Annotated in this window: 14 protein-coding genes; 6 read left to right on the top strand and 8 right to left on the bottom strand. The window is 68.3% G+C overall.

The window, feature by feature from the left end:
- Nucleotides 1–95: 95 nt before the first annotated feature.
- The 3 genes from M0208_RS13630 to M0208_RS13620 all read left to right on the top strand — a co-directional run bounded on the left by M0208_RS13630 (nt 96) and on the right by M0208_RS13620 (nt 2,372).
- Complete coding sequence (locus M0208_RS13630) at nt 96–320, top strand: response regulator transcription factor (RefSeq protein WP_258892217.1); 225 nt, start codon at nt 96–98, stop codon at nt 318–320.
- Nucleotides 321–584: 264 nt separating this feature from the next.
- On the top strand, nt 585–860 hold the full coding sequence (locus M0208_RS13625; RefSeq protein WP_309547036.1) for a helix-turn-helix transcriptional regulator: 276 nt from the start codon (nt 585–587) through the stop codon (nt 858–860).
- A 27-nt stretch (nt 861–887) separates the two neighbouring features.
- Complete coding sequence (locus M0208_RS13620) at nt 888–2,372, top strand: undecaprenyl-phosphate glucose phosphotransferase (protein WP_258892216.1); 1,485 nt, start codon at nt 888–890, stop codon at nt 2,370–2,372.
- A gap of 4 nt (nt 2,373–2,376) precedes the next feature.
- On the opposite strand, the gene M0208_RS13615 is transcribed toward M0208_RS13620, so the two are convergent.
- The 4 genes from M0208_RS13615 to M0208_RS13600 are packed head-to-tail and all read right to left on the bottom strand — an operon-like array spanning nt 2,377 to nt 15,105.
- The gene (locus M0208_RS13615; protein WP_258892215.1) at nt 2,377–3,039 is read right to left on the bottom strand and encodes a 4'-phosphopantetheinyl transferase superfamily protein; all 663 of its coding nucleotides are present in this window, start codon (nt 3,037–3,039) and stop codon (nt 2,377–2,379) included.
- Nucleotides 3,036–3,998, bottom strand: a complete 963-nt coding sequence (locus M0208_RS13610) for a glycosyltransferase family 2 protein (RefSeq protein WP_258892214.1) — start codon at nt 3,996–3,998, stop codon at nt 3,036–3,038. Before M0208_RS13610 ends, M0208_RS13615 begins: the two co-directional genes overlap by 4 nt.
- Nucleotides 3,995–10,477 (bottom strand): type I polyketide synthase, encoded by a 6,483-nt coding sequence (locus M0208_RS13605; protein WP_258893260.1) that lies wholly within the window; start codon nt 10,475–10,477, stop codon nt 3,995–3,997. Before M0208_RS13605 ends, M0208_RS13610 begins: the two co-directional genes overlap by 4 nt.
- 5 nt (nt 10,478–10,482) lie before the next feature.
- Nucleotides 10,483–15,105 (bottom strand): MupA/Atu3671 family FMN-dependent luciferase-like monooxygenase, encoded by a 4,623-nt coding sequence (locus M0208_RS13600; RefSeq protein ID WP_258892213.1) that lies wholly within the window; start codon nt 15,103–15,105, stop codon nt 10,483–10,485.
- 69 nt (nt 15,106–15,174) lie between these two features.
- On the opposite strand from M0208_RS13600, the gene M0208_RS13595 reads away from it, so the two are divergent.
- Nucleotides 15,175–15,315, top strand: coding sequence for a hypothetical protein (locus tag M0208_RS13595; protein WP_258892212.1), 141 nt, complete (start codon nt 15,175–15,177; stop codon nt 15,313–15,315).
- 202 nt (nt 15,316–15,517) lie between these two features.
- Here M0208_RS13595 and M0208_RS13590 read toward each other — a convergent pair whose 3' ends face one another.
- Nucleotides 15,518–16,411, bottom strand: a complete 894-nt coding sequence (locus tag M0208_RS13590; protein ID WP_258892211.1) for a glycosyltransferase family 2 protein — start codon at nt 16,409–16,411, stop codon at nt 15,518–15,520.
- Nucleotides 16,408–17,568 carry a glycosyltransferase family 2 protein gene (locus tag M0208_RS13585; protein WP_258892210.1) on the bottom strand — a complete coding sequence of 387 codons (1,161 nt, stop codon included), beginning with the start codon at nt 17,566–17,568 and terminating at the stop codon, nt 16,408–16,410. The genes M0208_RS13590 and M0208_RS13585 overlap by 4 nt, the downstream gene beginning before the upstream one ends.
- A gap of 232 nt (nt 17,569–17,800) precedes the next feature.
- On the opposite strand from M0208_RS13585, the gene M0208_RS13580 reads away from it, so the two are divergent.
- Together M0208_RS13580 and M0208_RS13575 are read left to right on the top strand one after the other, a co-directional pair.
- On the top strand, nt 17,801–19,426 hold the full coding sequence (locus M0208_RS13580) for a hypothetical protein (RefSeq protein ID WP_258892209.1): 1,626 nt from the start codon (nt 17,801–17,803) through the stop codon (nt 19,424–19,426).
- Nucleotides 19,426–21,045, top strand: a complete 1,620-nt coding sequence (locus tag M0208_RS13575) for an O-antigen ligase family protein (RefSeq protein ID WP_258892208.1) — start codon at nt 19,426–19,428, stop codon at nt 21,043–21,045. The genes M0208_RS13580 and M0208_RS13575 overlap by 1 nt, the downstream gene beginning before the upstream one ends.
- On the opposite strand, the gene M0208_RS13570 is transcribed toward M0208_RS13575, so the two are convergent.
- Both M0208_RS13570 and M0208_RS13565 read right to left on the bottom strand, forming a co-directional pair.
- Entirely contained in the window at nt 20,928–22,313 is a 1,386-nt protein-coding gene (locus M0208_RS13570) for an oligosaccharide flippase family protein (RefSeq protein ID WP_258892207.1), read from the bottom strand. The genes M0208_RS13575 and M0208_RS13570 overlap by 118 nt on opposite strands.
- Nucleotides 22,297–23,505 (bottom strand): glycosyltransferase family 4 protein, encoded by a 1,209-nt coding sequence (locus tag M0208_RS13565; RefSeq protein WP_258892206.1) that lies wholly within the window; start codon nt 23,503–23,505, stop codon nt 22,297–22,299. The genes M0208_RS13570 and M0208_RS13565 overlap by 17 nt, the downstream gene beginning before the upstream one ends.
- Between the last annotated feature and the right edge of the window lie 89 nt (nt 23,506–23,594).

The raw sequence follows: 23,594 nt of genomic DNA, 5'->3' as shown, positions 1-23,594 counted from the left end.
ACGTCGTTGATGGGATCGTAACCGTAAGAGCGTAAGCTGATCGGCGAAAGAAAGGACTTTACGCGTGCGACTCTCCATCTTGCCGAGCCCCCGCCGTGAACGATGATATCGGATCGGTACGGGACTGGCTGACGGTTCGCGAACGCGAAGTCCTGAAATCCGTCGCGATGGGATTGTCGGCGAAGGAAATCGCCAAAACATTGAACATCGCGCCGCGGACGGTCGAGCGTCATATCGACCATATCCGGCTGAAGACGCGCACGCGCAACAGATCGCACATGGTGGCCTATGCGATCGAGAACGGATTCATGGACGCCTGATCCACGTCGTCGCGCTCCGCATCAATCACCGATTGTAAATAATCGCCGACCAGTGGTCCGCGCAACTGCGCGCTCCGCCCCGGAGAGAAATGTTTCGCTTTGGGACGCAGGCTATACTTATTGCGCCGTTACCTATTTGTTGCCGTTACCCGACGAATCGATCGTGCATGCCGCGAAAGTAGGTACTCGAAAGCACAGGCGACGGAATGCCCGATTTTCGCGATTATCCGTTGCGGGGTGTTTCTTCCTGACTCTGATTTTCATATGGGGGGTACCGATATGTCCAGGCACGTCGTTGAACTTACGCAATTAACTAGTCGCGAAGCGCAGGTGTTACGGCTCGTCGCCTGTGGAATGTCTGCCAAGGAAGCTGCGCAGGAATTGGATATCGCGCCGTGCACCGTCGAGCGTCACGTCGAGAACGTGCGGCTGAAGACGCGGACCCGCAACCGCGCGCACATGATCGCGCACGTCATTCGCGAAGGGATGCTGCCGGTGCATGCGCCGGAGCGCCAGCTCGCGCTGGTGGCGGGAAGCTGACGATCGGCCTCGGCTAACGGACGCGCCATGACGGGCGATATCGTGCATCTCGCCAGGCGAGACATGGATGATACGCCCGACGAGCGCGCGGCGGCGGCAGCGCCGCTGCCGGGCGCGCGCATGGCGGTGCCGATCGGACTGATGTCGATCGCGACATGGGCCACCGACATCGCCGCGATCGCGGGCGCGAGCCTGCTGCTGGATACGATCGGCCTGACCAACCAGATCGATCGCATCCTGCCGATCGCGGCGATCTGCTACACCGGGATCGCGCAGGTCACCGGCGCCTATGACTTCGAAAGCCTGCTGTATTTCAAGCGCGCCTGGCCGAAGGTCGCGAATGCGTGGCTCAGCACCGTGCTGGCGATCGTGGCGCTGGCGCTTGCGCTGAACCCGGTGGTCGAGCGATCCCTGCTCGTCATGTCGTTGTGGTTCGTCGCGGGCGCGACCGCAGTCGCCGTCGCGCGCACGTTGCTGATCCCGGCGGTCCGCGCGCTGAAGCGCGCCGGCGCGTTCGATGGCCGCACCGCGATCATCGGCACCGGCGTACAGGGCGTCGATCTCGCCGACTATGTCGCGCACAATGACGACCTCGCGCTGTCGCTGGTCGGCTTCTTCGGCGACATACCGCTTTCGGCCGAGGAAGCGGCGGCGTTGCCCTTGCCGTATTTCGGGGGGATCGCCGAACTGGTCGCTGCGATCCGCGCGGGGGCGATCGACAAGGTCTTCCTCGCGTTGCCGTGGTCCGACGAGGAGCGGTTGCGCGCGATCGTGGTGGCGCTGGCCAACACCCCGGTCGAGATCAGGCTGTCCCCCGACAAGGCGGGGTTCGCCTATGCGCGGCGGCCGATCACGTCGATGGCCGGACTGTCGGTCATCACGCTGCTGGAACAGCCGCTCAGCGGCATGCAGCGGCTGCAGAAGAGAATCGAGGATGTCGTGCTGGCGCTGGCCGCGCTGCTGCTGTTGACCCCGGTGATGGCGATCGTGGCGCTGGCGATCAAGCTGACCTCGCCCGGTCCGGTGCTGTTCCGGCAGCCGCGTGAGGGCTTCAACTGCCAGTCGTTCGACATATTGAAGTTCCGCACCATGCATTATCATCTGTCGCCGCCGTCGGCCGAGGTTGTCCAGGCGCAACGGCGTGACCCGCGCGTCACGCGCGTCGGCGCATTGTTGCGGCGCACCAGCATCGATGAGCTGCCGCAATTGTTCAACGTGCTGCTCGGCCATATGTCGCTGGTCGGACCGCGTCCTCACGCCCCGTCGACGCGCGCGGGCGGCAAGCTGTTCGCCGACGTCGCGGCGACCTATGCCGCGCGGCACAAGGTGAAGCCGGGCCTGACCGGCTGGGCGCAGGTGTGCGGCTGGCGCGGCGAGACGACGACCGAGCATCAACTGGTGCGGCGGCTGGAACACGACATGTATTATGTCGATCACTGGTCGATCTGGTTCGACCTCTACATTCTGGCGCGTACGGGGGCGACGGTGCTGCTGCAACGCTCTGCTTACTAAGGCTTCAGCGAACGCGCGCCCATGCTGCCACCAGCCCGTCGATCCGCAACGACCCGACGTCGATCCGGCTGCCGCCGTGGACGACCAGGCAATCGCCGCTAAGCCCGGTGTCGAGCTCGATCGGCGGCAGCTGCAGCCCGACGCCGAGCGCCTTCAGGCACGCCTCCTTGCGGGTCCACGCGCCGAGAAACGCGGCGGGACTCGAGCCCGCTTTGCGATAGGTGTCGTACTCGCGGGCGTTGAAGTACATCGCGGCCAGCGCATCGGCATCATCGACCACGCGCTCCACCTCCACATCGACACCGATTTCATGGTCTTCGGCGATCCCGATTAAGGCGATGTCGCCGGCGTAGCTCAGGTTGAAGCGGCACGGCGAACGATCGGTGAGCCGCCATTTCCCGTGGACGCCGCGAACATACCGCTGCGCGGCGGCGTCGATGCCGCACGTTGCTGCGACGACGATCCGCAAGCCGACGTGCGCGGCGACGTACCGCGCCCGATCGCGTTCGGCATGAAAGCGCGCCGCGCGCTCGACCTCGAATGGCGACAGCCACGCGCGTTCGTCCGCAGACGGCGCGATCGTCAGGTCCAGCAACCATAGCGACAGCGGCGCGGCGCACTCGATCGCGCGGATGCGACGATCAGCATCGACGGTCCGCAGCGTCACCCCCCGACGATCGCCGAATGACGCAGGAAATCGGTCAGCAGCGCCGGCGGATCGTCATCCGCGCGCGCGGCGATGCGGCGCCGTGCGCGCCACATCAGATGCGTTACGGCCCAGGCGATATCCGCCAGCACCGCATAAGCGCGGCCGTGGTTCTTGACGAAATATCGCCGGCGCGATTCGAACCAGTAACGCGGGACGCGCGCCGCGACGGGCTGCCCGTCGATCAGCCCGGTGCTCTGCCCGGCGATATGGACGACCGATCCGTGCGGGACGTACCAGGTCTGCCAGCCCGCCTTGCGCGCCTGCAGGCAGAAATCGGTTTCCTCGAAATACAGGAAATAGGATTCGTCCATCAGGCCGACCGATTCGAATACCGCGCGCCGAACGACCATGCTGGCGCCCGACACCCAATCGACGGGCGCGGCGACCGGCGGCATCCGGCGCAGCACCGAGCGACCGGCCAGCAGGCGCGACACCGCGCCCAGGCGCGCGCCGCGCTCCGTCTCGCTCAAAATCGTCGGAAAGCGGAACGCATAGGGCCACAAAACGCCGTCGCCCTCGATCAGCGCGCTGCCCGCGATGCCGGCCTCCGGGTGATCGCGCAGGAAATCGCTCAGCGCCCGGACCGCGCCGGGCACGACGCGGGTATCGGGATTCAGCAGCCAGAACAGGTCCGGCGGATCGGTGCGATCCAGCAAGACCCGCACCGCCAGGTTGTTGCCGCACGCAAAGCCGCCGTTGACCGGCGACGGCAAAAGATCGGCCCACTCGCCCCAGCCGTGCGCGGCGATCGCGGCGGCGATGACCCCGCACGATCCGTCCCCGGATGCATTGTCCACCACGGTGGCGCGCAGTCCCGGCGTCGCCGCCACCTCCACCGCCAGGCTTTTCAGGCAATCGACCACCAGCGCGCCGGTGCGGTAGTTGACGATCACGACGTGCATCGCCGGCGTGCTCACAACGTCGCCGCCATGGGCGTCTGGAGCGATTTCTCGAACGGCGCGGCGGTCGGCGTCGTATCGGCCTGCGACGCCCACCGCGCCAGCGCGCGGTCGATCGCCTGTTGCAGCGTGGTCGCGAGGACGTCGACGTGCGGTTCCTGCAGGATGCTGGTGTGTCCGCCGGGAACGACCACCAGCGCCACGTCGTCGGCGACCCGTTTGCCCCAGCCGAGGATGCAATCGCTGTAACGTTCCGCGAACGGAATGTCGTCCTCCGCCCCGCTGCCCGTGGTCGCGCGGAACAACACCACGTCCCCGCCGGAGAACAGGCCGCGCGGACGGTGGGCGCTGTGCGCGACCTCGTAGAGTTGCAGGAAATCGAGCAGCGACGGGGCGGGATTTTCCTCCGGCGGGGCGCGCATCCGGTCGACGATTCGCGCGCGGCGCATCCGTTCCCACCGCGAGGTCACTTCCCACGTCGCGGCGTTGGCGGCGCGGGTGATCAGTTCGGGCACCGCGCCCGCCACCGACGCGAAGGACGCACGCTGCGCGTCGCCTCCGCCAAGCAGCGCCCGCACCCGGTCCAGCCGCGATCGCATGATGAACAGGGGTCGCTTGGCGGCCTCCACATCGGCGGCGTCGAAGATCGCGACCAGCGGAACCGCCGCGCCGGTATCCTGCAGTTGCCGCGCCATTTCGAACGCGATCACGCCCCCCGCGCACAATCCGGCGAGCAGATACGGCCCGTCGGGCTGAACGCGGCGGATGCGATCGACATAGGCCGACGCCATTTCTTCGATGCTGGTATGCAAATACGCCCCGTCGGGGCGGCGGCCGGGTTCCAGCCCGTATATTGTGTGATCGGCGGACAGGCGCAGCGCCAGGCTGCGATAGAGCAAGGTCTCCCCCAACCCGTCATGCACCAGGAACAACGGCGGTTTCGCGCCCCCGGCGCGGATCGTCACAACGCCCGGCGGTACTGGTTCGGTGATGGCATGATCCGCATCCGCCGCCTGCACGCGGGGGTGTCCGCAAGCGGCGGATGCGGCGCCTTCGGGATCGATGAGTGCGGCAAGCCGCTCGACCGTGGGCGTCTCGAGAAGGGCTGATAATGGCAGGGTCTTGCCGGTCTGCTTGCGCAGCCGGTTGGTGAACTGGACCGCGAGCAGCGAATGCCCGCCCAGATCGAAGAAATCGTCGCCGCGGCGCACCTGCGCGACGCCCAGCATGTCGCCCCACATCCCGGCGATAATCTGTTCAGTGGCGGTGCGCGGCGCGTCTTCGTCCGCCATGTCGCCGGCCGCCTGCACCGCCGCGGCGCGTGGCGGTGCACGCAGGTGAGCGATGGTGGGCGCCAGATCCTGCGGCGAGACGATCAGATGCGGACCCGGATCGCCGGTCAGAATCCGGTCCAGCACGCGCAGGCCCTCTTGCGGGGTCAGGCTGTTCGCCGACACCTGAGGCGCGACGGTCCGTGCCGGGCGAGACGCCGCGACCGTTCCCGACAGCAGCGCGGGATCGCGCATCCTGATCATCGTGAACTCGGCGATGTCGACGAGCACGCGCCCGGCCTCGTCGGTCAGCGTCACGTCGAACACCGCCAGCGCACCGCTGTTCGTCGCATCGGCGCGGTAGCGGATGTGGCTGAAGATCGTCGCGGGGAGCGGTGCGGCGATGTGGATGCGACCGTAGGACATCGGGGCGAAGAACTCTTGGCGCGGATCGTAGCCGGGGATCAGCGACTGCCCTCCGGCGGTCGCGAAATCGAGCAGCGCAGGATGCAGCGCGATCGTATCGAGGTCGCCGTGGAACGCTGCGGGAAGCTCCAGCCGCAGCAGCGCCTCGTTCGATCCCAGCGCGAAGTCGCGGACGTTGCGCCAACGCGGGCCGAGGCGGAGGAATGGCGAAGCGTCGGCCCCGATCGCTGCCGGGGCGGGGCGTTGGCAACGCTCGCGGATCGCATCCAGCGGAAGATGTCGGACGCCCCCGGCGGGTTGCGCGGCGATCTGCCCGCGGACGTGCTCGACCCAGCCGTCGGTCGCGGCGGCGGCGCGGCCGTGGATCTCGAAACGCCAGGCGTCGTCGCGGCGGCGGAAATGCACGCGCAGGTCGCGCGCCGATCCGTCGGAGACCGCAAACGGCGTCACGAACATCACGTCGCGCAATTCGGCTGGACCGGGCGCGATCTCGGCAAAGGCGGCGCGCACGATTTCGTTGAAGCCGGTGCCGGGGATCAGCGCGCTGCCGTCCGCCAGGCGATGTTCGTCGAGCAGCCAGTGCGTGCCGGGCGACAGCGTCGCGGTGACGACCGTCTCGTCCGCCGACACAATATGGATGGCGTCCAGCAGCGGATGGTCCAGCGCGCGGCCAGCACCAATGGGCGCGACATCGTGACCGGCCAGCGCGGCGGCCATGCCGACCTCCTGCCACTGGCTCCAGCCGATCGAGACGACGCGGATTCGCGGATCGCCGTGCCGCGCCTGCGCGAACGCGTCGAGGAAGCTGTTCGCTGCGGCGTAATCGACCTGCCCGACCAGCCCCGCAAACGCGCTGATCGAGGAGAACAGCAGCATGAAATCGGGCCGGTCGTCACGCAACGCCGCGTCGAGCGCCAGCGTGCCGTACAGCTTCGGGGCGATGACCGCGGCGGTGGCCTGACGCGTCTTGCCTTGCAGCAGGCCGTCGTCGAGTACGCCCGCGGCATGGAAGACGCCGTCGATCCGGCCGAAGCGATCGCGGATCTGCCGCACGGCGCGGCGCATCGCGCGCGCGTCGCAGACGTCGGCGGCCACCGACAGCACCGCGCCGCCGGCGGCTTCGATCGCCAGAATCTCGCGAATCCGGGTGCTGACCGGGTCGTCGTGCGCGCGCGTCGCGAGATGTTCGTCCCACGTCGCGCGCGGCGGCAGCGTGGTGCGTGCGACGAGCGCCAGCCGCGCGCCGCAGATGTCGGCAAGGTGGCGTGCGATCGCCAGCCCGACTCCGCCCAGACCCCCGGTGATCAGATAGACGCCGCCCTCACGCAGCCGCCCCGCGGCCGGATCGTGGGTAAGCGCGCGATCGGTGCGTGAAACCGCGGTGAAGGACTGCGCCCAGCGTTCGTCCATACGATACGCGACCGCCGCCGCGGTGTCCCCGCTCGCCACTTCCGCGATCAGCAGATCGGCGATGCGCGTCATTCCGGCCGCACCGGGAAGCGAGATGTCGATGCTGCGCACGTTCAGCTGCGGGTTTTCGGCGGTCGCGATGCGGCACGCGCCGAGCACCGTGGCCTTGGCCGGAACCAGCCCCGCCTCATCCGAAACGCGCTGCATCCCGTCCGAGATCACCGCGATTTCAGTGCGCGCGTCCGAATCCTCCTCGGCCAGCGCCTGGACGAGGAACATCACGCTGTAGAAGCCGCGATCCTGCAGCGCCGCGGCCTCGCGCATCGCGTCGCCGCCGCGATCCCGGCCCGTCGCCAGCCAGCAGTGATAGATTTGTTCGGGCAACCGGCCATCGGCCGCAAGGCTGGCGACGAGCGAGCGGTAATCGGCGGGATTCGCCGGATCGATCGCGAAGGCGTCGGGTCCGCACGGCTTGAAGCGACGCCCGGCGCGGACGGTCACGACGTTCCGTCCGGCACCGCGGAGGCTTTTCGCCAACGCCGCGCCAAGGCCGGCGCGATCCTCGAACACCAACGCAGCGCCGTTCAGCATCGCGGTTCGCGGACGCGACGTCCGCTGCCAGACGGGTTCATGGAACCAGTCGGCGATGTCGGCGCGGCGTTCGAGCGGTTCGTCGAGCGACGGCTCGGCCTGGAACAGCGCCGCTCCCGGTTCGATCCAGTGACGCTCGCGGTCGAAGCAATAGGTCGGCAATGGCGCGCGCCGCCGCCGCTCGTCGATCCAGAAACTGCCCCAGTTCACCGGCACGCCCAGCGTCCACAACCGGCCGAGCGTGGTCAGGAGATAGCCGAGATCGGCCGCGGTCTCGTCCGGGTGGCGCAGCGAATTGAGCACCGGCTGGGTCTTCGCGCGCGCCGGGTGTTGCCGCGCGAGCGACGACATCGTGCGCCCCGGCCCGACCTCCAGCAGCACCTTGTCGGGATCGGTCAGCAATTGCGCCAGGCCGTCGGTGAAGCGGACCGTCTGGCGCAAGTGGCGCACCCAATATTCGGGATCGGTCGCGTCCGCCGGGGCGATCCACGTGCCGGTCAGGTTCGACACGAACGGCAGCTTCGGCGGTTCCAGCCGCATCCGCGACAGGCCGTCGCGGAACGTCTGCAGGATCGGATCGAGCATCGGCGAATGCGCGGCGACCGCGATCCTGACGCGCTGGCTTTCGATCTCGCGCGCCGTCAGTTCCGCCTCCAGCCGCGCGATGGCTTCAGTGGTGCCCGAGGCGATGCACAGTTCGGGGCCGTTGATCGCCGCGATCGACAGATCGTCGCCCAGCAGCGGGCGCAGTTCGTCCTCCGACAGCGGCACACTCAGCATTCCGCCCTGCGGCAGCGTCTCGAACAATTTGCCGCGCATCCCGACGATGGCGAGCGCATCGGTCAGGCTGAACACGCCCGCGACATGCGCGGCGGCATATTCGCCCGAGCTGTGGCCGATCATTCCGTCAGGCCGCACGCCCCACGACATCCACAACCGCGCCAGCGCGACCTGGATGATGAACAAGGCGGGCAGCGCGACGGAGGGGCGTTCCAGTTCGGCGCGCGCCCGATCCATGTCTGCGGGCGTCGGAAACAGCCAGCGCCGCAGTCCGATGCCGCCGGGCGCGTCGGTCTGCGCAAGGCAAGCGTCGACGACATCGCGGAACACCGGTTCCGATTCGTACAGCCCCGCGCCCATGCCGGCATATTGCGACCCCGCGCCGCAGAACAGGAACGCCGCGGCGCGATCGGTGATCGCGTCGCCGGTGAACATGCGCGCGGGCGTCGCAAGCGCCTCAACCGCATCGGCGCCGCTGCTGGCGACGACGATGCGGCGGCGGCCCAGATGCTGTCGGCCGACGCTGAGCGTATAGGCGGCGTCGGCCAGATCGACCGCCGCATCGCCCGCTAGATGATCAGCCAGCGCCGCAGTGTTGGCGTCGAGCGCGCGCGCCGATTTGCCCGACACTGTGATCAGCTGGTGCGTCCGGCTCGGGCTGGTCGGGCCGCGCTGCGGCGCTTCCTCCAGCACGACGTGGGCGTTGGTCCCGCCGACGCCGAGCGAGCTGACCCCCGCGCGGCGGCGCTGGTCGCCGTGCCGCCGCCACGGCTTCAGCACGGCGTTCACCTGAAACGGGCTGGTCGCGAAATCGCACGCCGCATTGGGCGCGGTGTAATTGAGCGAAGGCGGCAGCATCCGGTGATGCAGCGCCAGCGCGACCTTGATCAGGCTCGCGGTGCCCGCGGCGGTGTCGGTGTGGCCGATGTTCGCCTTGACCGATCCGATCCCGCAATAGCCGACCTTGTCGGTGTCGCGCCGGAACGCCTGCGTCAGCGCCGCGACCTCGATCGGATCGCCGACCGGTGTCCCGGTGCCATGCGCCTCGACATAGTCGATCGTGTCCGCGGCGATGTCCGCGATGCTCAGCGCTTCGGTGATGACGCCCGCCTGGCCATCGACGCTGGGCGCGAGATAGCCGACCTTTTCCGACCCATCGTTGTTGACCGCCGAGCCGCGGATCACGGCATAGACGTGGTCGCCGTCGTCCAGCGCGTCCTTCAACCGGCGCAGCACCACCAGCCCGACGCCGCTGCCGAACACCGTTCCCTGCGATTCAGTGTCGAACGGGCGGCAATGGCCGTCGGGGGAGAGGATTTCGCCCTCCTCGTACAGATAGCCCTGGCGATGCGGCAGCTCGATCGATGCGCCACCGGCCAGCGCCATATCGCATTCGCCGTTCAGCAGGCTCTGCGCCGCCATGTGCACCGCGACGAGCGAGGTCGAACAGGCGGTCTGCACGTTGACGCTGGGGCCCTTCAGGTTGAGCAGGTACGACGCGCGCGTGGTCAGAAAATCCTTGTCGTTGCCGGTGTGCCGCAACAGGAACCGGCCGACGTCGCGCACCAGCTTCGGGTTGGTCAGCAGATTGCTCGCGAAATACGCGTTGTGGCCCGATCCGCCGAACACCCCGATCGCGCCGTTGAAACGCTCCGCGGTATGGCCCGCGTTTTCCAGCGCCTCCCACGCGCATTCCAGGAAATGGCGATGCTGCGGGTCCATGATCGCCGCGTCGCGCGGGGACAGGCCGAACAGCGCGGCGTCGAAACACTCCATGTCCTCGATCGGCGCGCCTGCGCGGACGTAGTGCGGATCGCGGAGCAGCGCAGGCTCGACTCCCGCCGCGACCAGATCGTCGTCGGCATAGGTCGCGATCGATTCGACCCCGTCGCGCAGATTGGCCCAATATTGCGGGACCGACCGCGCGCCCGCGAAACGGCACGACATGCCGACGATCGCGATATCGGTGTCCATCGCCGCGTCGGGAGAATCGCCAAAGTCGTTGCCCGATTGATACATGCCGTTCACCCCCGTTCCGACGCGGCCGGGGCCAGCCGCAGGCCGATCCGCCGCTGCAGCGCCGCCCGCCGTCCGACCGCACGCGCCTCACCCTGACGCACCGCCGCATCGTCGCCGCCCGTGGTCGACAGATGCGCGCTGAGCGTCTCCACCGTCGGGAAACGGAAGATGTCGGTCAGCGGCAACGGTCGGTCGAGCGCATCGCGCAAGCGGCGATGGACCTGCACCGCCAGCAGCGAATGGCCACCGATATCGAAGAAATTGTCGCGCGTGCCGACTTTCGGCAGTTTGAGCACGTCCGCCCACACCGCGGCGATCCTCGCCTCCAGACCATCCGCCGGCGCGACGAACGAGACATGATCGACCGCGATCACGACGCCCTCCGGCTTCGGCAGCGCGGCGCGGTCGATCTTGCCGTTGGGCGTCTGCGGGAACGCGGGCAGCGCGACCAGATGAGCCGGGATCATGAATTCGGGCAGCCGCGCGCGCAGATGGTCGCGCAGCTCGGCGGGCGGCGGCGCAGATGTCGACGCGATGAAGTAGGCAACCAGCCGCACGTCGCCCGGATCATCCTCGCGCACGGTGACGACGGCCTGGCGGACCGCGGAATGGCTCGCCAGCACCGCTTCGATCTCGCCGAGTTCGATTCGGTGGCCCCTGATCTTGACCTGATGATCCAGCCGCCCGAGAAATTCGAGCACGCCGTCGTCGCGCAACCGCGCCAGATCGCCGGTGCGATACACGCGCGCCTCGGCGTCGAACGGATGCGCGACGAAACGTTCCGCAGTCAGTTCGGCGCGGCGCAGATAGCCGAGCACCACGCCTTTGCCGCCGATGACCAGCTCGCCCGGCACGCCCGGCGGCGCGAGTTGCTGCCGGCTGTCGAGGATGTAGATCTGTTGGTTCGCGAGCGGACGGCCGAGCGGCACCGCGCCCGGCGCGTCGTCCACCGCGTACGTCGCCGACCAGATCGTCGTCTCGGTCGGGCCGTACATATTGTGCACCGATCCGCCGACCAGCGCGGTCAGTTCGCCCGCCAGCGCGCGCGGCAATGCTTCCCCGCCGACCAGCAACTGGCGCAGCGCGGCCAGACCGGGGCGTGCGGCCTCGTCCCCGACCAGCATCTGCGCCATCGACGGTGTGCATTGCAGGTGCGTCACCGCGTGTCGGCGCATCAGCCCGGCCAGCGTCTCATCCTCGGCCCGCGGCGCGGGCGCGGTGGCGAGGCGACGCAGCCGGTCGAGCGCGGGGAGATGGTCGAGCACCTGCTGCGCGGGCACGCCGAAATCGATCAGGCAGCCGATCTCGTCGACGCCCGCTGCGCGGACCTGATCGACCACCGCCAGACATTGCGCTGGCGTCCCGAACAGCCCGCCGGTTTCGTAATAACGCTCGAACGCGAAATCGTGCAGCGCCGCCAGTTCCTCTTCGTCGAGCGCGCCAAGGTCGATCTGCGCGCCGGGTTCGGCCATGCCGGGGCGGCGCTTGAACGCGGGGAACGACCAGGCGAATTCCTTCACCAGATTGGTCGAGGTGCGCAGGTAATCGGTCAGCGGCTGGCGCACCGCTACGCGCACCGCAGCGGCGTCGTCGCCGACGAAGCTGTGCAGCATCAATGTCACGTGCCCCTCGCCGGGATGGCCCGCTTCGCGCCACGCCGCGCGATACGCCGCCAGCTTCGCGGCGAGCTCGTCGACGGTCTGGCCCAGCAGATGCGTCAGGATGTTGGCCCCGACGCGTCCCGCCGCAGCAAACGTGTCGGGGTTGCCCGCCGAGGTGATCCAGAACGGCAGTTCGGGCTGGACCGGGCGCGGGTAGATCGCGACCTCGACATCCTTGCCCAGCGGTCCGGGGAACGCGCGCTTCTCGCCGCGCCAAAGCCCGCGCACCGTGTCGATGCCATTCATCAGCGCCGCGCTCTTGTCGGCGAAGCTTTCCGGCCGCAGCACGAAATCGTTCGGCTGCCAGCCCGAGGCGAAGGCGATGCCGACGCGACCGTTCGACAGATTGTCGACCAGCGACCATTCCTCCGCCACGCGGACCGGATGGTGCAACGGGACGACGACGCTGCCGCCGCGGATTTTCACCCGGCTGGTCACCGCGGCGATCGCGGCGCTGGTGACCGACGGGTTGGGATACAGGCCCCCGAAGGCGTGGAAATGCCGCTCCGGCGTCCACACCGCGGCGAAGTCGTGCGTGTCGGCGAAGCGTGCGCCCTCCAGCAGCAGGCGATACTGGTCGGCCGCGCTGCCGCCGTCGGCGCTGGCGAAATAGAACAGGCTGAACTCGACCGGGCGCTTCACCGGCGCATCGGTGGCCTTCATCTCCTCGCCCGTCGCCACCACGACATGGCATCCGCGCGCGACCGTCCAGCACACCTCCAGCACCGAAATGTCGAACGACAGGCTGGTGACCGCCAGCCACGTCCCGCCGGGTTCGATCACGCGGTCCATGCCGGCGAAGAAGTTCACGACGTTGCGGTGTTCGACCACTACGCCCTTCGGCACCCCCGTCGAACCAGAGGTGTAGATGACGTACGCCAGATGATCGGGCCGCGCGGTTGCGGGCAGCGGCGTCGCGGAATGCTGTTCGACCAGCGGCCAGTCGACGTCGATGCAGACGATCGCCGCCTGCGTGCGCGGCAGCTTTCCGGCGAGCGCGGCCTGCGTGACGATCACCTGCGCGCGCGAATCCGCAATCATGTGCTGGATCCGGTCGGACGGATAGGCCGGGTCGAGCGGGACGTAGGCGCCGCCGGCCTTGTGGATCGCCAACAGCGCGATGAGCATGTCCACCGAACGTTCGACGTTCAGCCCGACGAGCACGTCGGGGCCGACGTCCAGTTGCTGCAGATGCCGCGCGAGCCGGTTCGATCGCGCGTCCAGATCGGCATAGGACAGAGTGACGCCGCGGCTGGTGACCGCAGGCGCGTCGGGCGTGCGCACCGCTTGTTCGACGAACAGATCGTGCAGGCACGCGTCGTCGCGCCAGTCGGCCGCGGTCGCGTTCCAATGGTCGACGAGTTGCTTGCGAACCTCATCAGGCACCAGCGGCAGCGTCGCGACGGGATGATCGGGCGCAGCGAACGCAGCGGCGAGCAGCGTCGCGAAGCCGTCCTGCAGCGACCGCACGCGCCGTTCATCCAGCGCGCGGTCGGCGTACAGCCAGCGGCAGGCGCGCCCGTCCGACCGGATCGCGATCGTCAGGTCCGCGGTCGCGGTCGCATCGTCGAGCGCATCGACGATCGTCACCGCGACCGGCAGGTCGGCGGAGACGCCGTGCAGTTCCGGGCAGCGTGCGAACAGGTCTGCGGCATGGCCGATGCGGCGGTGCATGTCGCGCACGTCGGCCGCCACGGCGTCGCGCAACGCGTCCAGCCCGCGATCGAAGGCGATGTCGACGCGCAGCGGCAACTGGCGCGCGACCCACGGCTCCGCGCCTGCGTAGCGCGCCGCGAACACCGGATCGGTGAAGCCGACATCGAACGCGGCCTTGTCCGCGATCCGGGCGAGCCAGGCGATCGCCGCCGCCAATATTGTCTGCGCGGTCGCGCCGGGCGGCAGCGCAAGGTCCGCCGTCCCGACGCGTTCGGAAGAGGATGGTCCCTCGACCCGGCCCACCGGCAGGATCAACGGATTGCGTGAGCCCAATCGCCTGCGCCACCAGGGTTCGTAGCGGGCGATGGCGGAATCGAGCTGCGACAGCGTGGTGGCGGCGGCATCGTCCAGCGCGGGGATGCGCATGCCCGGCGCGAGCCCGGCTTCGCCGCTGGTCAGCGGTGCGCCTTGCAGAGTCGTCAGGCGTGTCAGGCGTAGATCGTCGGTCGCGGTCGCGATCACAATTCCGGCGTCATCCGCGCGAACGACGGCGCCCGGCGCTTGCCCGGAACGACCTTCCGCGACCGCCTCGCCGATCAGGACGATCCGGTCCCCGATCCGGAGTTTGGGGGCGGCGAGCGGGTTGGCGTGGCCGCCGAAATCGAGCGCGCGCAGCAATCGGACGATGTCCTCGGCGGGACGGTTCCAGTCGATCGTCGCTGCGGCGGGCGGGCGGGCGTCGCGACCGAAATAGCGGCCTGCGACTGCAGCCTGGCGCACGGGGACAAGCGTACGACGCGCCAGCCCGTCGATCAGCTCGCCGAACGTCTCGATCGCGGCGGCGAAGCATTTGGTGTTGAGCGAATGCGCGGTTTCTCCCTCGTCGATGTCGAACGATCGCGTAGCGAGGACGTCGCCCGCATCGACGCGCTCGGTCATCGCGTGCCAGGTCACGGCATGGCGTGTCTCGCCGTTCAGGAGCGCCCAGACCGGCGTGTTCAGTCCTGAATAACCGGGCAGCGGCCCGTCGTGGAAGTTGATCGCCGCGACGCGCGGCAACGCCAGGATGTCGGGCGACAGCACCGACAGGTTGGTGATGCTGAACAGATAGTCGAACGCATCCGACCCCGCGTCGTGCAGGTCACGAGCGGCGTCGACGGCGGGAATGCCGAGCGTCGCCGCCCATGTTCGAATTTCCGCGCGCCGGCTGACGATGGCTGCCACCTGATGGCCGCGCTCCCGCAGCATCGTCCCGCATTCGATCAGCAACGGTTCCGACCCGATCAGGACGCAGCGCCACGGCGCGGTCACGATGCGACGGCCTTGATCGCCTTGCGCCGCGAGGCCTGATTCCCGATTACCGCCATGCAGCCCAAGAGCATGAGGCACAGCGCCTTTTCGGTGCCGCTCATGACGTTGGCGCTGGCGCAGGCGGGATCGTCGAGCGCGGAATCCCCTGCCGCGCGGGATGCGGATGCGGTGGACGACGCTGCGGATGCGGGTGTCGCGGCGCACGTCTGATCGACCGCCACCGACCGCCCGCTCGACGCGGTCGTCAGCGTAACGCCAATGACGACGGGTAATATTCGCCAGTAGTTCGTCATGTCGTTACCCCCCGAGGTGACGATGCCATCGATAAAACCTATGATCGCATTTCGATCGCGGCCATTTAGTCAATTGCGTGGTGCGAAACCCCCATCGACATTCTGCGATGTCGCAGGAATCATTTGTACTCGATCAATCGCGCTCGTCGTTTTATCCAATAATCCATTTGCCCGTGGCATTGCGGAATTTTGCCCAGCACGATGAATGTCGCATACACGGCGTCGCGTTGCCGCCGCAGCACGCGCAACCACAGGATCGGCCACAATGGCCATGCGATCGGCAGCGCCCACAAGATGTTGCTGGTTACGTCGCGCAGCGCGTGCCGGTCGGCCCGGCCGCGGCGCGCCAGCCCCTCGGCAAAGGCGTAGCCGCTGCGGCGGTTGCGCTGCCACCATTGCGCGAACCGCGTCATCGCCGCGTCGTGCGTGGTCATGTCGCGATCGAGCCGGTGGATCGTCCAGCCCGCGCCGCGGATACGGTGGCACAGATCGGGTTCCTCGCCCGCGATCAGATCGCCCGAAAAGCCGCCTACGGCCTCGAACGCCTCCGCGCGGATCAGCGCGTCGCCGCCACAGGTATCCGCCTCTCCAACGGGCGTGTCCCATTCGTAATCGCACAGGCGATTGTAGGGACTGGCGGCGGGATGACGCTCGCGCCGACGGCCGCAGGCGACCGCCGCATCGGGCCGCGCCTGAAGAAAGGTGAGCGCCGATCCGACCCATTCCGGGGCGAGTTCGCAATCGCCATCGACGAATTGAACGAAAGAAATGTCGGGCGCGGACTGTTTCAGGCGCGCGAAACCGGCGTTGCGCGCGCGCGCCGCGGTGAAGCCGCCCAGCGGATCGAGCCGGACGATGTCGACGCCGTGGCGACGCGCGCGCGCGACGCTGTCGTCGGACGATCCGGAATCGACATAGACGACCAAATCGGCCTGCGCCCGGACGCTGGAAAGGCACACGTCCAGCCGCGCGCCTTCGTTGCGGCCGATCGCCACGACGCCGACCACGGTCATGGCGCACGGCTCGTGCGGATCCAGCGCTGTTCGCGCCGTCCCAGCAGGCGGGCGTAGATCGGCTGTTTCCACAGGATATAATGCGGCAGTCGCAGCAAGGCGGCGGGCGGCAGCAGCGCGCGCCCGTGCGCGCGCCATGTCAGGACCAGCGTCGCCGCGAACAGAAGCTCGACCGCGAGGAGCAGCGCCAGCGGCGCGCCGTCGCCGGCGATCACCGCCGACAGCAGCAACGCCAGGGTGATCACCGCGACGAACTCGACCAGCAACGCCAGCGGCGGCACCAGCAGGTCGGCGGCGAGCAGCAGCAGGCGCGGCCGACGGATGCCGGCCACCAGCAGCCGCGGCAGATACACTGCGGCGGTGGCCAGCATGCCGTGTTCCCAGCGCGTGCGCTGCGGGCGGGTCGCGGCCTGCGCGCCCGCGCGGCTGGTGAAGCGCGCATCATCCTCGAACCGGACATCCTCGCCCGCCAGGACCAGATCGAGACCCAGCTTCAGATCCTCGACCAGCGACGGCGTGGCGAGCGGCGCGGTGTCGAAGATGCGCCACGGAAACGCCATGCCCGCGCCCTGCAGCAGGGCCATGCCGCCCAGCCGGTCCAGCCCGCGTTGACGCACCAGATTCTTGATCAGAAAGGCGAAGCTGGAAATGCGCACGATCGCGGTGGCGGAGGGCGCGGCGGACAGCAGATAGCGCCCCTGCACGCTCGCGCCGCGCCGCGCGACCGATCGCGCCAGCGCCTGCAGCGCGCCGGGTTCCGGCACGCAATCGGCGTCGATCACGATGACGGCCGCGGGCGGATCGTTGCGCAGGATGTCGCGCCCGAAGGCCAGCGCATACCCCTTGCCCCGGCGACCGGGATCGTTGCGCCGGACCACCGCCGCGCCTGCGCGCAATGCGACGTCGGCGGTAGCATCGACGCAGTTGTCGGCGACCACCAGCAGCCGGTCGCACGCGCGCAGTTGCCGGCGGATGGCGGCGATGGTCGCGGCGATTCCCGCCGCCTCGTCATGCGCAGGGACCAGCACGACGAACGGCGGCGCATCCGCGGTGCGCGACGGCGATCGGCCGGGCCGCAAGCCTGCGAGGCATTCGATGCTGACGATCAACAGCGGCAGCGCGGCGCAAAGGGCCGCGGCCCAGGCGACCGCGATCATCGCGCGCAGGTCCAGACGCTGGTTTCGATCGATTGCGTGGCCACCCCGCCCCGTCCTCGCTGATTTTCGATGGCCGGTTCTGACCTGCGCGCCGGGCGGGCGTAATTCGTCATTCTGCCAAGGCTTCGTCCGTGGGTGCGAACACCCTCCGTAGAATACGCACGGGTTGCGCCGGATTGGGGCGGGGCGCGGCGACGGATAGGCCTGATCGGTCCGGAAAAAAGGCACGGGGGTGCGCGATGCGGATGCAGGACGCGGCGGTGATCGCAAGAGACGCAAAATTGCAGCGCGCCGGTCGAATGGCGTGACGCCGCGCGCGCGACCGGCTCGCCGGAAACTGCTCACGCTCGGCATCGTCGCAGCCGCAACGGCAGCGATCGGCGCGGCGTCGCCGGGGGGGAAGCGCCTGCTGAACCGCGACACCCAACAGCCCGTCGGCCCGGCCGTTCCGACGGATATCGGCATCAACCTATTCGGTATCGCACCGTACAATCGGCAGCAGGTGTTCACCAACCTGATCGCGCAGAGCGAATGGTTCGCATCGCAAGGGGCGGGGTGGACCGCGTTGCCGCACGATCAGGTCGATGCGCGCGGCTGGGTCCGCTTCCTGCGGGCCGGTCAGTTCGCGCCGCGCCCGCTCGTCCTGCCGCCCGCGCCGTTCATCACGCTGGCCGTGCGCTGCACGTTCGCTGGCCGTGGCCGGCTGTCGGCCGGGGGCGTCGCTCGGCTGGTCGCGGAACGTCCGTCGTCGGTCGATATCATGCTGACCTCCGAAGGGCGCGCCGACGAGGGCGGCTGGATCCAGCTCGAACAGACCGACCCGGCCGACCCGCTGCGGGACGTCGATTGCCGCGACCGCGCACTGCCGCAGGACCAGCTGTTCCACCCTGCGTTCGTGGCGTCGCTACGCGGTTTTTCCGCGGTACGCTTCCTCGACTGGCAGCGCGTCAACGACAATCCGGTGAGCATCTGGGAGACGCGGACGCTGCCCGATGCGTCGTCGCAGGCGGGGCCGGGCGGCGTCGCGGTCGAGCATATGGTGGCGCTGGCCAACGAGGCGAGCGTCGATCCGTGGTTCATCATGCCGTACAATGCGGAGGAGGATTATATCGCACGCTTCGCCCGATATGTTCACGCGAACCTCGCGCCTGGGCGCACCGCTTATGTCGAACTCGGCAACGAAATCTGGAATGACATGTTCGCCGCCGCGCGGCAGGCGCGCGAAGAGGGACTTGCCGCCGGATTGGCGCCGAAGGACGATCCGTTCCGCGCGCAGATGCGGCGTTATGCGCAGAAATCGCGCGCCGCGCTGCGCATCTGGACGGGGGTCTTCGCCGATCGGCCGACGCGGCTGGTGCGGGTGATCTCCACCCAGAACGTCTATCCCGATCTGGCGGAGATGGTGTTCGATTACGAGGACACCGCGCGCTGGACCGACGCGCTGGCGACCGCACCGTACATCACGCTCGATCTGAATGGCCGCGGCGCGGGCGACGTCGACTGGGTTTATTCGCGCCTGGATGCCGCGGTCGACGAGACGATCGATTTCGCCGCCCGCAACAAGGCGATCGCCGCGCGGCACGGCAAGCGCTTCATCACCTATGAGGGCGGCCAGCATCTGGTGACGCGCGACATGGCGCTGGCGCACCGTATCCAACGCGATCCGCGAATGGCGGCGATCTACACGCGCTATCTGGAACGCTGGCGCGATCGGATCGGCGACCGGATGATGCTGTACGCGTCGACCGCGCCGATCGGCGACTATGGCGCGTGGGGGCTGACCGAATATGCCGGGCAACCCGCCGCCGACGCGCCGAAACTGCGCGCGGTGCGCGCGTTTCTAGGCGGTGCGCGCTGATGCCGCCGATCGCAATGGCGCTGATCGGCGGGATGGTCCTGCTGGCGCTGGTGACGGCGAAGGCGGCGATCTACGTAGTCGCGGCGACCGCGTTGGGGCTGGCGATCTTCCATCACTGCCTGACCCCGCCTGCGCGGCGGCAATTGGGGTATCAGCCGATCGTGATCGCGCTCGTCATGCCGCTGGCGGCGTGGCTTATGCCCAGCGTCACGTTGCTGTACGCGGTGATGGGGGCGATGATCCCGTTGATGGTGCGACGCGGTGGGCAGGTCGCCCCGATCTATCTGTTCAGCCTGCTGCTGCTGCCGCCGCTGGACCAGACGATCATGATCGGCAGCCTGAAGCTGTTCGATTTCGGCGTGCACGACGCGCTCGCCTGCGGGGCGACCATCACGTTGCTGCGCTATCCCGACCGGCGCGCGGCGCGCGGGGCGCGGTTCGACATGCCGTTCTTCGCGGTGCTGGTGCTGCTGATCGCGATGACCGCGCGGGAAACCAGCTTCACCAATTTCTTCCGCGTGATGGTCAATGCGACGCTCGATTGCGCGCTGCCCTATTACATCATCAGCCGCAGCGTCCGGAACATGGACGATGTCCGCAACTGCATGCTGCATCTGGCGGCGGTGGCGACGGTCCTGTCGTTGATCCTGCTGCTGGAAGTATGGAAATCCTGGCCGATCTACAACGAATTGTACGGGCGGCACGGCGTGGAGATGCTGCTGCTGGTGAAAAGCCGCGGCGGCATGATCCGCGCCGGCGGGCCGTTCCTGGAACCGACGTCGATCGCGATGATCCTGGTGTTCTGTTTCCTGGCCGCGTGGATGGCGCGCGATGCGTTCCGGTCGCGGGCGCTGCACCGGTGCCTGCTGGCGTTGTTGCTGGTCGGGCTGCTCGCGCCGCAGTCGCGCGGGGCGTGGATCGGACTGGTCACCGGGCTGACGCTGATCGACCTGTACCGCGCGCGGGTCACGCAGGCGGCGGCGCGCGTCGTGTTGATCGGGTTGGCGGGCGTCGGACTGATGACGCTGGCGCAGAACAGCCGCGACCTGTCGGAATCGGTCGGGCTGTCGGGCGCATCGGTCGAATCCGCCGACTATCGCGAACGGCTGCTGGAGCGCGGGATCGAGGAATTCTGGCACAGCCCGCTGCTCGGCTATTCCAACCCCGAGATTCTGGCCCGGTTGAGCGACCTGCGGCAGGGCGAGGGAATCGTCGATTTCGTCAACACCTATGTCTTCATCGCGCTGGCATCGGGGGTCGTCGGGCTGATGATCTTCAACGGGACGTTCGTGTTCTACCTGGTCCAGCTATGGCGGCGGCGCGGCAGGTGGCGGCGTGGCGGGCCGGCGCAGGCCGGGGCGGCCGCCTTTGCGTTCGCAGGGCTCGGAACGCCGATGGAGATGCTGTTCTTCACCTCGCTGGGCGGACGGACACAGGTGTTCCTGATCGTCTTCTTCGCGCTCGCCGCTGCGGTGCTGAGGATCGGGAAGGTCGGCGGCGTTCAATGGGAGAAGAAGGGCAGCAGCGCGGCGTTCGCGATCAGCCCGATGCCGATCCCGGCGCCGCCTGCGCCCAGCAACAGCAGTTCCTCGCCCGCCCTGAACAATCCGGCGCGGTAGAGCGCAAGCCAGCTGTAGATCAGCGCCGGAAGCTCGATCGCCCCGACGACCGCTACCAACCCCAGCGGCCCGAACCACCAGAACGCGGCGGGTCCGGCGGCGACGAGCCAGCAAAGCTTGGCCACACTGGCGTGAAATGTCGCCTGCACCCGGCCGGATGCGGTCAGCCCCTCATTCCCGGCGGCGACGCCCAGCGCCAGCAACGGCGTGATCGCCAGCAGGCGCAAATAATCCGCCGCCCCGGCGTAGCGATGGTCGTACAGGATCGCGATCAGCAGCGGCGCAACGCCGATCAGGCCGCCCGCCGCGATCATGTACAGCAGCGAACCGCGCCGTCGCGCGGCATAATAGACCGCCGCCAGATCGCCCGGCCGCTCGCGCCAGACCCGCGCGTACAGCGGATAGAGCACGCGACTGGCGTAGGCCGTGGTGAAGGCGATCGGCGCGAGCGCGAGATTGCCCGCCAGAATGTACAGGCCAAGCGTATCGAGCGACAGCACGAGCGACAGGATCACCTTGTCCGCCTGCATCAGCAGCATGGTTATGATGCTCGATCCGGTGACGAATCGTGCGAACGACCACAATTGCGCATTGTGCCGCCGGTCCCACCGCCAGCGCCGCCGCGACCCCGGAAACATAGCGTAGCTCAGCCACGACTTCACGAAGCTGCCGAACAGCAATGCGATCAGGATCGCCCACGCGTTTCGCCACACGATCGCCAGCGCGATCGACGCAAGCAACTGGACGACTCCCACCACCAGCTCAAGCGCACTCAAGCGCAGCAACAGCCGGTCGCGCAACGCGGTGATCAACGACAGCGACGACAGCCCTTCGATCACGAATATCGCAGAGGACGCCGCGATCAGCGGGCTTAGCTGACCCTTGTGCAACGCGGCTGCGATCGGTTCCGCCAGGACGAACAGGATAAGCGTGAGCGCGCACCCACGCACCAGTCGCACCGTCCAGATCGCGTCGAGAAAAACCGGCTCGTCGCCCTGTTCGTGGCGGACCACGAACGCCTGGAATCCCAGGTCGGAAATCATCAGCAGGACGAAGATCACCGACATGATGATCCCGACCACGCCGAACGCCTCTGGCGCCAGCAGCCGGGTCAGGATGATCGTGCTGACGACGCGGAGCAGGTTCAGCGCCACCACGGTGCCCGCGACGACGACCGTATCGCGGCGCAGCAGGTCGATCAGCGATCCGGCGCTGCGGATCAGGAATCCGTAACAGGGATCGGGCGCGATATCAGGAACGGGCGTCATGCTGCGCAAGGATATCGCCGTAAAAGGCCATCGACTGCCGCCCGACCTTGTCCGGCGCGTAGACGTCGCGGCAGCGCCGCCATGCCGCGGCGCCGGTGCGCGCGGCCTCGTCGGGATGGTCGAGCAGCCAGTCGATCCGTTCGGCGAGCCGTTCCGCGCATCCGACCGGCGTCAGCCAGCCGGTCTCGCCATCCTCGATCACTTCGTTGCTTCCCACCCAGTCGGTGGAGATCAACGGGCAGCCGATCGCCATCGCCTCCACCGCGGTATAGGAAAAGGTCTCGCTGCGCGACGCCACCACCGTCAAAGCCGCACGCTGCCGCAGTTGCGCGATGCGATCGGGGGGAAGGACGCCGGTGAATTCGACGCGCGACCGCACCGACGGATCGACGTGCCTGACCATATAATCGTCGAAACCCAGCTGACGGTCGTCGGCGATGCGCACGCCGGAATCGGGGCCGACCATCACCAGTCGTACATCGCGCCGCCGCGCCGCCAGCAGGCCAAAGGCGTCCAGCATCGTGTCGGCGCCCTTCAGGTGATCGAAACGTCCGACGAACAGGATGGTGTTGGTCCTGTCGGGCTGCCAGCGCTGATCGTCGCTGCGCGGCTGGACCGGATTGGGGATCACCCGCGACGATGGCAGCGTTTGCCGGTAATGGTCGCGGGTCGCCTGCAGCGTGGCCTTTGTCGGCGCGGACACCGCGCGCGCGGTGCGGATCGCGCGCCCCTCGGCCGCCATGCGTTCGCGCGACTGCCGCCGCTGGGTCGCGTTCCGGTAACGATCGCAGCGGCGGAATTCGGGACAATGCAGACGCGTCAGGACCGGCACGTCGAGCCGCCGTTGCGCGGCGTAGGACCAGCCGAAACTCTCCTCCATCTCGACCAGGTCGAACCGCGCGATCCGGCGCGCCGCCGACAATTGCCTGGCGAGCGCCACGGCGGTGAAGGGAAGGTCGCCGCGCACATGGTCGACCCGGCGCTTCACCCTTCGCCACAAGTCCAGCGGTCCGACCCCGGCCTCGGTCAGATCATGTTCGCGCCCGTCGCCAGTGTAGAGTTTTCCGCCCGCCAGCACGGATACGTCGTGCCCCTCGCCCAGCAGGTGGCGGCGCATCTCATACACGTAGGTGACGATGCCATTGGCCGCGCCTGCCGGGGGCCAGGCCGGCGAGTAATAGGCAACGTGCATGATCGACTTCCCCCGCGCCGACGCAACCGCATCGCGCCGACAGCATCGGCCGGGCGTGAAGCGGTGTCGATGGGGGATAATCGGTAGGG

Source organism: Sphingomonas sp. SUN019 (genome assembly GCF_024758705.1).
GTDB lineage: Bacteria > Pseudomonadota > Alphaproteobacteria > Sphingomonadales > Sphingomonadaceae > Sphingomonas.
This window is presented reverse-complemented; position numbering and strand designations above follow the sequence as displayed.

Excerpts from the sequence above, each read along its gene's own strand:
- M0208_RS13625 (WP_309547036.1), top strand. The coding sequence starts at position 585 with ATGGGGGGTACCGATATGTCCAGGCACGTCGTTGAACTTACGCAATTA.
- M0208_RS13620 (WP_258892216.1), top strand. The coding sequence starts at position 888 with ATGACGGGCGATATCGTGCATCTCGCCAGGCGAGACATGGATGATACG.
- M0208_RS13605 (WP_258893260.1), bottom strand. The coding sequence starts at position 10,477 with ATGTATCAATCGGGCAACGACTTTGGCGATTCTCCCGACGCGGCGATG.
- M0208_RS13595 (WP_258892212.1), top strand. The coding sequence starts at position 15,175 with ATGAGGCACAGCGCCTTTTCGGTGCCGCTCATGACGTTGGCGCTGGCG.
- M0208_RS13590 (WP_258892211.1), bottom strand. The coding sequence starts at position 16,411 with ATGACCGTGGTCGGCGTCGTGGCGATCGGCCGCAACGAAGGCGCGCGG.
- M0208_RS13585 (WP_258892210.1), bottom strand. The coding sequence starts at position 17,568 with ATGATCGCGGTCGCCTGGGCCGCGGCCCTTTGCGCCGCGCTGCCGCTG.
- M0208_RS13575 (WP_258892208.1), top strand. The coding sequence starts at position 19,426 with ATGCCGCCGATCGCAATGGCGCTGATCGGCGGGATGGTCCTGCTGGCG.
- M0208_RS13570 (WP_258892207.1), bottom strand. The coding sequence starts at position 22,313 with ATGACGCCCGTTCCTGATATCGCGCCCGATCCCTGTTACGGATTCCTG.
- M0208_RS13565 (WP_258892206.1), bottom strand. The coding sequence starts at position 23,505 with ATGCACGTTGCCTATTACTCGCCGGCCTGGCCCCCGGCAGGCGCGGCC.